This is a genomic window from Rummeliibacillus pycnus (assembly GCF_044359855.1).
Lineage (GTDB): Bacteria > Bacillota > Bacilli > Bacillales_A > Planococcaceae > Rummeliibacillus > Rummeliibacillus pycnus_A.
Genome location: NZ_CP132291.1, coordinates 4,038,181 through 4,051,522, shown reverse-complemented (window position 1 = coordinate 4,051,522; position 13,342 = coordinate 4,038,181). Strand labels below are relative to the sequence as shown.

Here is a 13,342-nt window from a genome sequence, read left to right as displayed (position 1 = left end):
TAATTCGAGATAATAGTAACACATCTTCGAAAATAAAGTCAACGCATTTATCCTAGAATTAGTGCTTTTAATTTCATGAGGACAACGATCCTTATCGCTGCCCTAGTTTTAGATATTTAACCATCTTATTCATCTGGAAAATTCACGGTCGTATTAAACACACCTAATTTATTTTCTTTCGCAATTTCATCAATCGTCCGTGTAATTTCTTGAATAGTCTTTTCCTTATCCTTCGTTTCTGATCTTACAACGGCTTCTATTTCCTTCTTGTTTTCCGGATAAACGGAAAGTATAAAGCCAACTTGATATCCATTTTTCTTCAGCTGCTCTGTAACTTTTTCAATCAATTGTGCTTGTTCAATTTCTTTCATATTGATTGCATCTTCATTTTTTTGTTGTTCTTTCTCCATTATTTTCATAGATGGTGTTGCTTCAGAACTCGTAATATAATGTCCAATTGAAGTACATATAAGTAACCCAGCTAATAATGTTCCATTAAATATAACCTTGCCATTCATTTTCACCATCTCTCACCCTCTCCATTAACAAGCTACTAAACACTATGTCAAATCTCTTCAAAATATTTGTACTTTAGTAGATTTAGTTGTTATTTAATTTAGAGTCAGAGTTTCCATGCTTTTATAAACAAAGAAAAAAGCCTCACTTAATAATGAGGCATGATCAATTAACTTCTATAGTGAAAAGTAAATGTGTTAACATGTTCGTATTAAAAAATGGATTTATAAAATTGATTCAAGCGAAAAACAATTACTTTACTTCTGTGTGGAGCAATGAAAAAACGAAGGCATCATGAGATTGATTATTTTGATAGATGTAACCTCTTAACAAGCCTTCCTTTTTAAAGCCTATTCGTAACAATAATTGATTAGATGCAGTGTTTTGCGGATAGGTAACTGCCCCAATTCTAAACAAATCTAAATCATCAAAAGAATATCGTAACACTTCTTTTACTGCTTCTGTTGTAAAACCTTTGTTCCAGTATGCAGGATGAAGTTCATATCCAATTTCAGCTTTTTTACTTCCAATGTTCAGATTATTTAACCCAATTGTACCAACAAAATCTCCTGTTTCTTTCACAATCATTCCCCATCTTATGCCTTTAATGCCCTCGAACGTTTTTTGAAACGAATCAATCATTTTAATAGCATCTTCAATACTTATCAAAGGATTCATTCCATAATACTTAGTCACCTTCTCATCTGACATAATATTAAAATAGGATTGAGCATGTTCTTTTGTAATTTGAACTAACTGAAGTCTTTCAGTTTCTAATTTTGGAAACTCCATTACACATTCTCCTCTCTATTAATCTTTCAACCCCAAAATTTTCTATACTACATAATCGTTAGCATTTGATTCTTAGCAAATTGAATAACCATGTAACAATCGAATGATTCTACTTTCTATCATAAGATTCTTGAATCTAATAATTATATATAGAAAAAAATTGAGTCAGTGGAATTTTTCTACCTTGATTGTGCCAATGATGATAGTCATTAAATAATTCTAGAATATTATGGTTATACCGTTTTTCAACTAACTCATGTATTTGAATAAAGCTTCTCCAATAGTCAAACATAATACTCGATAAACTCTCTGTGTAGGATTCTATGCCAAAATCATCTAAGGAATGATGTCCATACTCACTTGAGAATTCTTGAATTAATTCCTTCTCTACTTGTAAGATCTGTTGAAAATCTGCTTCATTAAGGAGTAGCTTTCTTGGCAAATAAAAGCACATGCCCTCTTCAAACCAAATACTATTTGCCCGTTCATCATCAAAATCATCTACAAATAAATCGAGATGATGTGTTAGTTCATGTGCAAGTATGACAATTAGGTGTTCTTCAGAATAGCTCTCGTAAAACAGTCGAATCTTATGTAAGTTTTTATTATCTAATTGTCGAATAAATAACTTCCGCCATTCTTCGATATCCGGAGACATATAGATTACATTTTCATTCGTGAACGCAGGTATTGGAATAGTAGAAAATGTTTCCGTCGCTAATTGGGTAGAAGTCCATACTACTGCATTCGGGCTATCATCTAACAAGAAATCTCTTTTTAATATTTGCTCATATTCATTCAATTTCTTTCTAAATTTTTGAATAATTTTATCGTATTGATCATATTCACTTTTGCTTTCGAATGCATAAACATGTTTCATTACCCTACCTCACTTATCTATTAAATTCTCTATGTTTTCTAAGAAATCATCCTTCTGTTAAAAATAATAACGCTTAGTTTCCATTATCATACTTTCCAGTTAGGTTGTCCCACTGAATGAAAGCACCGTAGGATCGTAGGTGGCCACTGAAAAACTCAAAATGCATAAATATTAATAATAAAATTTTGTAAAACATATTTTGTTGAAGCGGAATCAGCGAAAAATCTTTTTGCTCAGCAGGAGCAATCTTTACCTTTGGGAAAGCGAGCCAGAGAGACCCTCAGCATTATTTTCTTTCTCAATCTTGATCTATGAAAAAAACAAATTTTTCATTTAAAAAGCATTGAATTATTATCCATATAATTATAACATAAAAGTAATTATTTGTTAATTCAATAATAAATGAAAGAGGTGAATACAAATTAATAAGAAAAACTTCATCATTACTATAGCAATAGCTATTTTCCTTTTAATAATTGGACATCTATATTACAGATTTGATGTATCAAAAATTGAGAAAAAATATCCTCCAGTTGGAGAAATGATAGAAGTAAATGAGCATCAAATACATATTTATAAAAATGATGAAAAATCTAAATCTAAACCTACCCTTGTATTAACTTCGGGAAGTGGTACAACAACGCCTTTCGCAGATTTTTATCCGATTTACATTAAATTAGATAAAAATATGCATTTCGTCTTATATGAACGGCCTGGTTATGGTTGGAGTGAAGGCACTTCTTCTTCTAGAGATATCGACACAGTTGTAAAAGAATTGCGCGAGCTGCTACAAAAATCACAGGAGAAGCCACCTTATATTTTCATTGGACATTCAATGGGAACACTTGAAATCATACGATACGCTCAATTATATCCTGAAGAAGTAAAGGCTTTAGTGACGATTGATGGGATAAGCCCTCAATATGCCAAAAACTATCAACTAGGCATATCGCAAAATCTAGGTTGGATTGCTATGAAAGGACTTCGAGATTTCGGAATTATGAACTTACTTGCAAAAACTGGAGCAATGGAGAGTTTATTCATTGATATTGATGGCTTACCACAAGAAATACAGAATCTAAAAGTGAATATGGCATTAAAAAATATGAATAACCCTAATATGAAAGAAGAACTAGAACAGATGAGCGAAAACGGAGAAACAATTTTAAGTAGTGGAACAATTGGGGCTATTCCTATTCTTGTTTTTTCAGCCACAAACAATGGTTATGATCATTGGGAGGAAACGCAACAGGAGCTATTATCCATTTCGACTCACACAAAACAAATCCTTTTTGAAAACACAAATCATTATATTCATCATGAAAAATCGAAGGAAATTGCAAAAGAATTAAAACAGTTCCTTATTAATCTTCAAAAATGAACTGGGTTAAACAGAAATTTTGGCCAAAGGGAAATTGTTCACCTCCTTTTTAGCGAATATTGAAATTTTTTGCATAGCCCTCACGTATAAATATAGAAGGACATTAAATTTCCCCGTAACAATTCCATTGGAATTGTACTCCTTATTCTTAGTCTGGCGCTTATCTATGGTTCAACGAGATCTTTTATAATCATTGACGAACAAGGCATTCAAACACAAGGAGCGATCGCTAAAAAGTACAATTATTATTGGAAAGATATAAAAAGAATTGATAATCAATTTGAGAAATCAGCTGAAAAGCGCAGACATTATATTTACTATCTTCATAATGGCGAAAAGCTAACGATTATGCAAAATGGACTATTTACTCATGAAGTAACGAGTAAAATTTACAGGATGGAAAAATATGAGAATATTGATTTTAATGAATATTGGTAGTTATTTCATTTTTAGTAGTAATTTGAATCTGCGCTATCTCTAATTAAGTTAACTATCCCACCACCTGCATACACTACTCTATAATTTCTATTTTCCTATTGTTATAAAAAACAAATTATGGTGTATTATGGATATAGATTCATAAAAAGGAGATGATTTTGATTAGAAAATGTTTATCAAGACACCCAATTATGAATTTGCTATTTATGATTGTTTTCTTTTTGTTATTCACATCTTCTGTCAATGCACTTAAATGGGCGTATCCCTTTGTATCATGGGATGGGTATGTCTATCAAGTATTAGATGAAAGGATTCCAGACGATAAAATCGGTAAGGAGCTTGGTGAAGTCGATACGATACCAGATGAAATTGGCGATTTTAACGGTAACGCCTCAAATCGGTACGATATTGGAACAAAATATTATCAAATTATAGGTAAAAAAACTTCCAAAGTAATCGCTGTGAGAGATGGTAATGAGTATCTGAAGGCAGCCATTGAATATAAACAAACCTTCTCCCTTTCATTCTTTTTAAAAGAACATTCAAAGATGATTAAAATGATTGGTTTGGCCATAATCGTGATTATTTTATTAATACTTTTCCGTAACTTAGCTATAAAAGGAAAAAATAAAACTTAGGAGGATTTATGACAAATAAAAAAAGCATTAGTGTAATTACAATTATTTCTGCATTATTATTTTGTACAATAATTGTAGCCGTTTCGTTATCTCCATTATCAGAATTGGGGGAACATGCAAATAAGTTTAACTCTCAGGGAATGTGGGAATCGATTGGTAGTATTCTTCTCTTTTATGCGATTCCATTATTCATATATCTCATAGGATTAGAATGGATAAAATACATTATGACATTTCTATGTGCTTTTGGCATTATAATTTTTGCTTTCGTATTATTTATTGCTTTGGTCATCGGAAATTCAATAAATTCAATTCCAGAACTGGTTAATGTCTTAGTCGTTTGTAGTTTAGCTATTATAGTCAATGTGATTTGGTTCTTTGTAGCATTTCGCAAAGAGAGAATATCCCCTCTTAGAGCTCAGGTTTAATATAAACAAGAAACCAGCAAATATCTGCTAGATATTTGCTGGTCGTCCCTTTTCTTATTTAAATAAATTAATCGTTGTAATAATGATTGGCATTCCAAATACATCGATTAAAAAAGCACCGACTATAGGTACGATTAAGAATGCCCTGCGTGATGGACCGAATTTATTTACTACTGCAGACATATTAGCCATCGCATTTGGAGTTGCCCCTAAACCATGACCTAAGAATCCTGCTACCATAACAGCTGCATCATAACCTTTTCCTAATAAGCGGAATAATACAAAAACTCCGAATAGGACAATAAATAGAGCCTGTGCGATAATAATACCAAAAAGAGGCAATGCTAGGTCTGCAATTTCCCAAAGCTTAATACTCATTAATGCCATTGAAAGAAAAACACCTAACGAAACATCACCAATTAGGTTAATTTCCTTCATATTAACGAAGCCAGGTTTTACTCGATCCATAATATTACGGGCTACAACAGCAGTAAACATAGCTCCAACATAACCTGGCAATACAAAGCCTGTTAGTGATGTAAAAAAGTCTCCAACATATGTACCTACAGCCATACAAAGTGTAATTAAGAATACTTGATGCATAAATGATTTTTCTTCTACTGGTTTCTCATCGTTATCAATATATTCTTCCATTTCATCAGTAGATGGTTTTAAGTTAAATTTGTTAACCAAATACTGTACAACTGGTCCACCTACTAAACCACCTGCAACTAAACCACAGGTAGCTGCTGCCATTCCAATCGTTACAGCCGAAGAAACTCCTAATTCTTCGATTGTTTGACCATAAGCTGCAGCAGCCCCATGACCACCTTCCATGGAAACTGCTCCTGCCATTACCCCGAATAAAGGATTAATATCAAAGATTTTAGCCAATGAAACTCCAATTACATTTTGCATTAGTGCTAGAAAGCCACAAGCTAACCAATAAATAATTAATAGTTTTCCACCGAGCTTTACCAGTTTAAAACTTGCTCCCAAGCCAATTGTCGTAAAGAATGTAACCATGAAAATAGATTGTAAAGAAGTATCTAATACGATTTCTACGATTCCCGTCGTCTTTAAAATTGTTGCAACAATCGCAAAGATTAAACCACCAACAACTGGAGCAGGAATACAAAATCGATTAAGAAAATTCACTTTCTTTACAAGATATGTTCCTAGTAAATACAAAGCAACAGCTAAAAATAGAGTCGCAATTTGGTTGATTTCAATCATTTATTTTCCCCCTTTTGAAGAGCAATCACCGCTTCATTAATTAAATAAGCTCCCAATTTAACCGTTCTATTATTCTCATCAACCTCTGGATTTACTTCACAAATATTAAAACTTGTAACTTTAGGATTTTCACATACATAGCGAATAATGTTTCTTACAATTTTCGGTTCCAGGCCAAATGGTGATGTTGCGCTTACCCCTGGTGCATGTGCTGCACTTAATACATCTGTACATAAGGTTAAAAGAATCACGTCACAGCGTTTTATAAATGTATCCACTGTTTCTATAGTAGATTCAAAGCTCATTTCATCCTCATATAAATATGTAACCCCTAATCCATCCGCACGATTAAATAATTCTGTTGTATTACCGTAGCGCTGTATACCGCATACAAAATATTCTGCATTTTGATCTTCATCAAGAATTTGTTTGAACATGGTACCAGAAGAAGTTTGTTCATTATATTCACGTAAATCAAAGTGAGCATCGATATTTATTAAACCAATTCTAGACTCTTTTCCTACGCTTTCTCGAACTCCAAGATAATGTCCATAGAGTGTTTCATGCCCCCCACCTATGACAATACATTTTGAATTTGCATTTAATATTTCTTTCACATATCTACCTAACTCCGCTTGTGCTTCTTCTAATAGTTTCCCTTCGCAAGATACATTTCCTACATCATATAAACCTATTTCTTGAGACCCTCTCCAAGCAATGCTCGCTAATTGCTTTCTAATTTCAGTTGGTGCCTTTCTAGCGCCAACTCTCCCCTTGTTTCTTCTAACACCTTCATCACATTCAAATCCAATAATAGAAAGTTTCTTTCCTGATATCTGTTGTAGCTGATGAGCAGGAAGACAGTTTATAGCTTGATGATAACGAAAACTTTCTAAACGGATGGTACTATCTGTTCTTCCACTCCAAATCAGAGCATCTGTTTCTTTATACATTCTCTACACTCCTTTGTGCTTTCGAAAAATTCTATAATTTCAGTATAAAATTATTTTTTTATAATTTCTAATACTCATTTTTAATATTATAATAGTTAAAAACTATAAATGAGTTAGGAGTTATTTATATGGATTTAAAACAAATGACATATTTCATCACAATCGTTAAATATCATAGTTTTTCAAAGGCAGCTAGAGCGCTCCATATATCACAACCATCATTAAGCAACTCTATTCAAAATCTAGAAAGAGAGCTTGGAACTCCGCTTTTAGAACGCACTACTCGTAATTTACAACTCACAGAAGTGGGGAAATTATTGTATGAACGAGCTAATATAATGTTGCAAGAAATGAATATTTTGCAAGAGGAAATACAAGACATTATTGATGGAGATCGTGTTGAAATTATCATTGGAATGATTGAATCAGCTAATAGATGGTTTGCCAGATTAATGTATGAACATAAACAAACTTATCCTCATAATGATTTTACGTTGATCGATACTCTTTATAGTAAAACCGTATTAGAGGCTCTATTGCGATACGAGGTTCATGCGGTTGTGACAAACCAAGAAATCATCGATGAAACAATTGAAGCCGTACCGTTATATACCGAAAAATTTGTGGTGGTTCTTCCTAATAATCATCCTCTAATGTTTAGAGAAAACATTGATTTACAAGATTTATGTAATGTGCCTTTAATCTTAGGAATGCCTTCTTTTCAAACATGTTCCCAGATTATGAGGGCATTTGAACATGTAGAACTTAAGCCACAAATTGAATTCCAAATTGAACGATTTGAAATGGCTAAAATTTTAGTAGAAAATGGCGCTGGTATTACTATCCTCCCTGAAAACTATGTAAAAGATGCTTTACCTTCAACCTTATCTTATCGTTATATTAATAATGATTTATTACAAAGAACCGTATATTTTTGTTATGTTAAAAATCGGCATTTTCCAAGCGCAATCTTAAGTTTCTTTCAGCTGATAAAAAACAACTTCAAAATAACTCTAGTATAAACTTCTTAATTGCTACGAATTCCGCTTGAAAAACTAACATAACATCTATATCAAGATAAACAAAAAACAGGCTTTAATGGAAATTATCCTACTAAGATATCCTGTTTGATAGTATTTAGGACTTCTTGATTTAAATTACGACAGCGGTACTACTTATTACCATTTTAAAATAATATCACCATTACATTTTGTACGCTTCATATATTCATATTCATCGCAATAATTCATATCAGAGGTGAGTAAATTGGAAATATCTATTATTTTAACAAATAGCACTCCAAAATATATTCAAATATACGACCAGATTAAAAAAGCAATAATCGATAAAAAGTTAGTATCACAAAGCAAGTTACCTTCCAAGCGTAATTTGGCAGCTGATCTAGATGTTAGTGTACATACTGTGAAAGAAGCATACGAACAGCTAGATGCAGAGGGATTTATATACAGTAAGGAGCGTTCAGGTTACTTTGTTTCGCCTTTTGAATTTGAATGGCAGCAATCTCAGAATACAATTCTCCCCTCCCCTTCTATAGAAAGCATCAATTCAAAAGTAGATATTGATTTTCATAACGGTCATATTGATACTGCAACTTTTCCTTATTCAAGTTGGCGGAAATTATACACTAAACACTTTCAACCTCAAAACTTGATGAATAACACTTGGCAAGGAGAGCCTATACTCCGTCAAGAAATAGCATACTATGTTCAGCGATCACGAGGTGTACAATGTAATCCATCACAAGTTTTTATCTATGGTGGTACACAGCATCAATTACAGGCACTATGTAACTTTTTCGGACCGTCAATTCAAGCTGGAATTGAAGAGCCAGGTTTTAAACGAGCTCGGACTATTTTTAATCAACACTGTCTTCATACACATCACATACCTGTCGATGAGTTTGGGGTTACTGTACCAACAGAGAAAATCAATCTATTGTATACAACACCAGCCCATCAATTTCCATTAGGGATGGTTATGTCCGTGGAACGCCGTGCAGCATTATTAAAATGGGCTGCTGAAGAAAAAGCTTTTATTATTGAAGACGACTATGATTCAGAATATCGTTTCAAAGGGCTACCAATTCCCTCTTTAGCTAAAATGGATCAACTACAGCGTGTCATCTATTCCGGTACTTTTTCAAAAACACTTGTCCCGTCGATTCGGATTAGCTATATGATTTTACCTAATGCACTTGTGGATTCATATTCTGAATTCTACAAAGAACAGAAAACGGTTGTTTCAAAAATCGATCAGCTCGTTCTTGCCGATTTCATAGCCCAAGGGCAATTTGACAAGCACTTAGCAAAAATGCGTACACTTTATCGAAAAAAACAACAAGCATTGATTTCAGCAATTAACATGCATCTATCAAAAGAATTTCAAATAATTGGCGAGAAATCAGGTCTACACATAGTATTAAAACTGCCTAACTCTCTAAGTGAAAAAGAGGCCATAGAAAGGGCATTTTCAGCTGAAGTAAAAGTCTATCCATGCACCTCCTCTTACCAACAATCTACAAATCAGCAACTCGTTATCATTGGATATGGAGGTTTATCATTAGAGCAAATCGAGGAAGGAATAATGAGACTGAAAAAGGTTTGGAGCAATTAATCCAAAGAGCTTCTCTCTAATAAAAGAAAGAAGCTCTTTACTGAATACTAATATTTCTTATTATTTATCCTACCTGTTTTTTCGAAAAAGCCAATCGATAAAAGATTATACTAAATAGGGAAATAGCAGCCATCACAATGTACAGTTGAGATTCAAAGTGAACTAGTAACCATCCTCCTAATACGGGTCCTATAAATCCTCCTAAATTTTTAAACTGTGAAGCCCCTAGATAGGTTGCTTTTTGAGTGGCTGGTGCGATTTCTTCGATCAATGCATTCATCATTGGAAACGCGAATATTTCACCGATTGTAAATATGATCATCCCAACAATAAATACCCAAGAAGTAGTGGCAAAATTAAAAATGACGAAACCAGCTGCAAGGAAAAGAATCCCGATAATTAGACTTTTCATGATGGATATTCTTTCTGTATAAATCCCAATTGGTAACTGCAACGCCAATACAACAATGGCATTTAGCGTAATCAAAACAGAAAATAGCTTAACCCCATTTTCAATATTCAAATTTATGTACTGTGGCAATGTTGAGTCAAATTGAGAATAGCCTAGACTAACAAGGATCCCTCCTGCAAGTAAGTACAACAGTTTTTGATCTGCAAAAACGACTTTGAACATTTGCAAAATCGTTTGTTTTTCTTCATGCTTTTGAGGTGTTACTTCATATTTTTTGAAAATGAAAATCAAAAATACACCGTAAATTGCATACATCGACGCCGTGATTAAAAAAGGGACCTTTGCATTGGACATGCCAGAAATCCATACACCACAAAGTGGACCAATTACTGCTGCTATATTAATAGCTGTGTAGCGAAATGAAAACAAGCGTCTTCTCTTCTTTTCTACTGTAAAATCAATCATCAACGCCTGAGTTGCAGGTTCAAAAAACGATCGACATAACCCATTGATTGCATTTAGCACGATAAACAATCCAACAACACGGACAGTCGCAAAACCCACAAACACTGCACTCCAAATAAAGATGGTTGTTAAAATGATAAATTTCCGCCCAAATTTATCAGTTAAATAGCCACCTATAAAACCACCAAATGTTGCACAGAGTTGCGCAATTCCTAATGTTACGCCAATGATTAATGGAGAGGCATGTAACTCATTTTGCAAATAGATTGCTAAAAAAGGAATGGTCATAAAACTAGCAATACGGGTAAAAATTGTTCCATTTAAAATGATCCAGACAATAGGATGGAAATAGGACAAAAATTGCATTAGTCGAACTCCTTTTAAGTAATGACACTACTTTATCCTAAACTACCACAATTTACAATATGGCTTAATCATTCATTAGATTCATAAACTTATAATTTTATCAAACAAAAATACACTTAAATCAATTTCATAAATCCATTTTTGGTTTTTAAATACGAACATTTTACACATTGACTTTTCACTATTCAGATTCGGATGTTCCGCTACAGACGGCGCTTTCCACGGGCTTTGCTTCAATCTCCTCGGGCCAAAACGATGTTGGTCACGAAGCCGTTGCCAGAGGACGTGGCGTTCTTAGGCTTTGTTCTTTAAAAGTTGTGCTCCTGCGGGGCTTTCAGCTCAAGCTTTTCCCGTAGGACATTGAATTAGCTTCCTTGAATTAGCACCGCACGAAGAAAATGCAAATGCATTTTCGAGGACTCGCCGTCTTTCGCTCCACAATGAAACAAAATTGGATATCATTAAATGTTTGTATTTATATGAGTTTTCATTATGAAATTGATTCACTTAACAAAGGAAAACACCAATAATCCAAGAGATTAGATCAGCCAAATTGAAACTATTCATATATTTGTATTGCCCAATAGTTTCAAAAAAATCTTCTACATTTAAGCGACAAGCAAATAATAGGCAACAAACATGCCAATATTGTTTTTATAAAGGTTAAATTAAAAAAACAATAAGTATAGCATTTATATGTATCTGTTACTTCCGAATAATCTATCAACATATAACATTCCCCAGGAAATATTCTGATGATTTTTCCGCACAATTTCATTATTCGCCTTCGATGCTATCTTTCTAATGATAATTACTGATTTACAATTCTTTTCAATCTCTCAATATCAACTTAATAGTTATGTTTTATAGTGAAAATAAGTAAAAAAGAAGATATTACCTGTATATCATTTGGAAGAGAATAATCTAGTATTTTGCCTATTAAATTGAACAGACCAATAAAAAAATAATCTTTCATCAGATTATTGAGAATAGCAAAAAGAACAAAATAATGTTTACGGTGAAATTTAAATACTTTTACTAATTACACTAAATCGGTTGTTAATGAGGCAATTTGTCTTGCTCTAAATGTTCGTTAACAACATTGTCTGGACGTCTACATTTGGCGTCCAGTTTTTTACTTTTAAAATGGGACAAGCTCTACTTACTTTTAAGTTTATGTTTTTATCATTAACTTCAGTTTGCATTCCTCAATGAATTATTCTGATGATTTCCACGCTACAAAAAAACAACCCTCTAATTAAATTATCGAGTAAGTTCTCAAGTAACAGATAACCAAACAATATATCATTAAGAAACTTTTTAAAATAACACCCGTCACTAATAACATGGTAAACTATAATATATGAATGTATTGGAAAGGAGGAAGGTTTACATTAATTAAGCCGTAAATCTATGAAAAAGACTTTACTACTAACACTTTTTACAACAATATTATTTGCTACCTCTGTTTTTATCATCATTCAACAATTTTCTAAAACTGCTACTGGACCATCCGAAAAATACATAGAAGATCAAAGTGTGGAAAGTTTTATCGGCTCCATTGCTGAAAATGCGCGGGACATCGCATCTAACCATGATTTGTATGCTTCTGTTATGATTGCCCAAGCAGTGTTAGAAAGTAATGGAGGGACTAGCGATCTTAGTTCACCACCAAATAATAACCTTTTTGGCATTAAAGGTTCATATAAAAAACAATCTGTAACCTTTCAAACCTCTGAAGATAATGGTACTGGTCAAATGCACCAGATACAAGCTAAGTTCAGAAAATATCCTAACTATAAAGCTTCATTAGAAGACTACGCTGAACTACTTCATAAAGGCGTTTCTTGGAATACAAAGTATTATCAAAAAACATTTAAAAGTAAAACAAAATCATATAAAGAAGCAACAAAATATTTAACTGGCACCTACGCAACAGATACCAATTACCATCAAAAGTTAAATGCCCTGATTAAACAATATCATTTAACTCAATATGATCACTCAGCTAATGATCCAAAACAAGTAGTCGTAAAAAGCGGTGAAACACTTCATTCCCTATCAAACAAATACGGTGTGTCAGTGACATCGATTAAACAATGGAATCGATTAAATACCAATGCCATAGAAAGTGGCCAAAGACTTTTCATTTATCAATAATTAAGGCTACTCTATAATCAAAAAACCCACTTTTAAGTCTAAC

General features: G+C 33.0%; 12 protein-coding genes. 6 read left to right on the top strand and 6 right to left on the bottom strand.

The annotated features are described in order from the left end of the window. Positions 1-125: 125 nt before the first annotated feature. The 3 genes from Q8X41_RS19900 to Q8X41_RS19890 all read right to left on the bottom strand — a co-directional run bounded on the left by Q8X41_RS19900 (position 126) and on the right by Q8X41_RS19890 (position 2,188). Entirely contained in the window at positions 126-527 is a 402-nt protein-coding gene (locus Q8X41_RS19900; RefSeq protein ID WP_397537979.1) for a hypothetical protein, read from the bottom strand. Between the two features lie 241 nt (positions 528-768). Beyond that, positions 769-1,308 (bottom strand): GNAT family N-acetyltransferase, encoded by a 540-nt coding sequence (locus Q8X41_RS19895; protein ID WP_397537977.1) that lies wholly within the window; start codon positions 1,306-1,308, stop codon positions 769-771. A 136-nt stretch (positions 1,309-1,444) separates the two neighbouring features. After that, the gene (locus tag Q8X41_RS19890) at positions 1,445-2,188 is read right to left on the bottom strand and encodes a hypothetical protein (RefSeq protein ID WP_397537975.1); all 744 of its coding nucleotides are present in this window, start codon (positions 2,186-2,188) and stop codon (positions 1,445-1,447) included. A 541-nt stretch (positions 2,189-2,729) separates the two neighbouring features. On the opposite strand from Q8X41_RS19890, the gene Q8X41_RS19885 reads away from it, so the two are divergent. From Q8X41_RS19885 to Q8X41_RS19875, 3 genes are all read left to right on the top strand, one after another. Continuing rightward, positions 2,730-3,569, top strand: coding sequence for an alpha/beta fold hydrolase (locus Q8X41_RS19885; protein WP_397537974.1), 840 nt, complete (start codon positions 2,730-2,732; stop codon positions 3,567-3,569). 596 nt (positions 3,570-4,165) lie between these two features. Then, complete coding sequence (locus Q8X41_RS19880) at positions 4,166-4,645, top strand: hypothetical protein (RefSeq protein WP_397537973.1); 480 nt, start codon at positions 4,166-4,168, stop codon at positions 4,643-4,645. Positions 4,646-4,653: 8 nt separating this feature from the next. After that, entirely contained in the window at positions 4,654-5,073 is a 420-nt protein-coding gene (locus Q8X41_RS19875; RefSeq protein ID WP_397537972.1) for a DUF5391 family protein, read from the top strand. Between the two features lie 54 nt (positions 5,074-5,127). Here Q8X41_RS19875 and gltS read toward each other — a convergent pair whose 3' ends face one another. Both gltS and hutG read right to left on the bottom strand, forming a co-directional pair. Beyond that, the gene (gltS, locus tag Q8X41_RS19870; protein ID WP_397537971.1) at positions 5,128-6,309 is read right to left on the bottom strand and encodes a sodium/glutamate symporter; all 1,182 of its coding nucleotides are present in this window, start codon (positions 6,307-6,309) and stop codon (positions 5,128-5,130) included. Then, complete coding sequence (hutG, locus tag Q8X41_RS19865) at positions 6,306-7,262, bottom strand: formimidoylglutamase (protein ID WP_397537969.1); 957 nt, start codon at positions 7,260-7,262, stop codon at positions 6,306-6,308. The genes gltS and hutG overlap by 4 nt, the downstream gene beginning before the upstream one ends. Before the next feature lie 128 nt (positions 7,263-7,390). Here hutG and Q8X41_RS19860 point away from each other — a divergent pair, with 128 nt between their 5' ends. Together Q8X41_RS19860 and Q8X41_RS19855 are read left to right on the top strand one after the other, a co-directional pair. Then, positions 7,391-8,284: a LysR family transcriptional regulator gene (locus Q8X41_RS19860; RefSeq protein WP_397537968.1), complete on the top strand. Its 894-nt coding sequence runs from the start codon at positions 7,391-7,393 to the stop codon at positions 8,282-8,284. A 244-nt stretch (positions 8,285-8,528) separates the two neighbouring features. Beyond that, a complete protein-coding gene (locus Q8X41_RS19855; RefSeq protein ID WP_397537967.1) occupies positions 8,529-9,896 on the top strand; it encodes a PLP-dependent aminotransferase family protein in 1,368 nt (455 codons plus the stop codon). Positions 9,897-9,960: 64 nt separating this feature from the next. On the opposite strand, the gene Q8X41_RS19850 is transcribed toward Q8X41_RS19855, so the two are convergent. Beyond that, entirely contained in the window at positions 9,961-11,139 is a 1,179-nt protein-coding gene (locus Q8X41_RS19850; protein ID WP_397537966.1) for an MDR family MFS transporter, read from the bottom strand. 1,413 nt (positions 11,140-12,552) lie between these two features. Between Q8X41_RS19850 and Q8X41_RS19845 the strand changes: the two genes are divergently transcribed. Further along, on the top strand, positions 12,553-13,299 hold the full coding sequence (locus Q8X41_RS19845; protein WP_397537965.1) for a glucosaminidase domain-containing protein: 747 nt from the start codon (positions 12,553-12,555) through the stop codon (positions 13,297-13,299). Positions 13,300-13,342 lie beyond the last annotated feature (43 nt).

What these genes read in the sequence shown, in the direction of transcription:
- Q8X41_RS19900 (WP_397537979.1), bottom strand. Translation starts at nt 527, where the DNA reads ATGGTGAAAATGAATGGCAAGGTTATATTTAATGGAACATTATTAGCT.
- Q8X41_RS19895 (WP_397537977.1), bottom strand. Translation starts at nt 1,308, where the DNA reads ATGGAGTTTCCAAAATTAGAAACTGAAAGACTTCAGTTAGTTCAAATT.
- Q8X41_RS19890 (WP_397537975.1), bottom strand. Translation starts at nt 2,188, where the DNA reads ATGAAACATGTTTATGCATTCGAAAGCAAAAGTGAATATGATCAATAC.
- Q8X41_RS19885 (WP_397537974.1), top strand. Translation starts at nt 2,730, where the DNA reads ATGATAGAAGTAAATGAGCATCAAATACATATTTATAAAAATGATGAA.
- Q8X41_RS19875 (WP_397537972.1), top strand. Translation starts at nt 4,654, where the DNA reads ATGACAAATAAAAAAAGCATTAGTGTAATTACAATTATTTCTGCATTA.
- gltS (WP_397537971.1), bottom strand. Translation starts at nt 6,309, where the DNA reads ATGATTGAAATCAACCAAATTGCGACTCTATTTTTAGCTGTTGCTTTG.
- hutG (WP_397537969.1), bottom strand. Translation starts at nt 7,262, where the DNA reads ATGTATAAAGAAACAGATGCTCTGATTTGGAGTGGAAGAACAGATAGT.
- Q8X41_RS19860 (WP_397537968.1), top strand. Translation starts at nt 7,391, where the DNA reads ATGGATTTAAAACAAATGACATATTTCATCACAATCGTTAAATATCAT.
- Q8X41_RS19850 (WP_397537966.1), bottom strand. Translation starts at nt 11,139, where the DNA reads ATGCAATTTTTGTCCTATTTCCATCCTATTGTCTGGATCATTTTAAAT.
- Q8X41_RS19845 (WP_397537965.1), top strand. Translation starts at nt 12,553, where the DNA reads ATGAAAAAGACTTTACTACTAACACTTTTTACAACAATATTATTTGCT.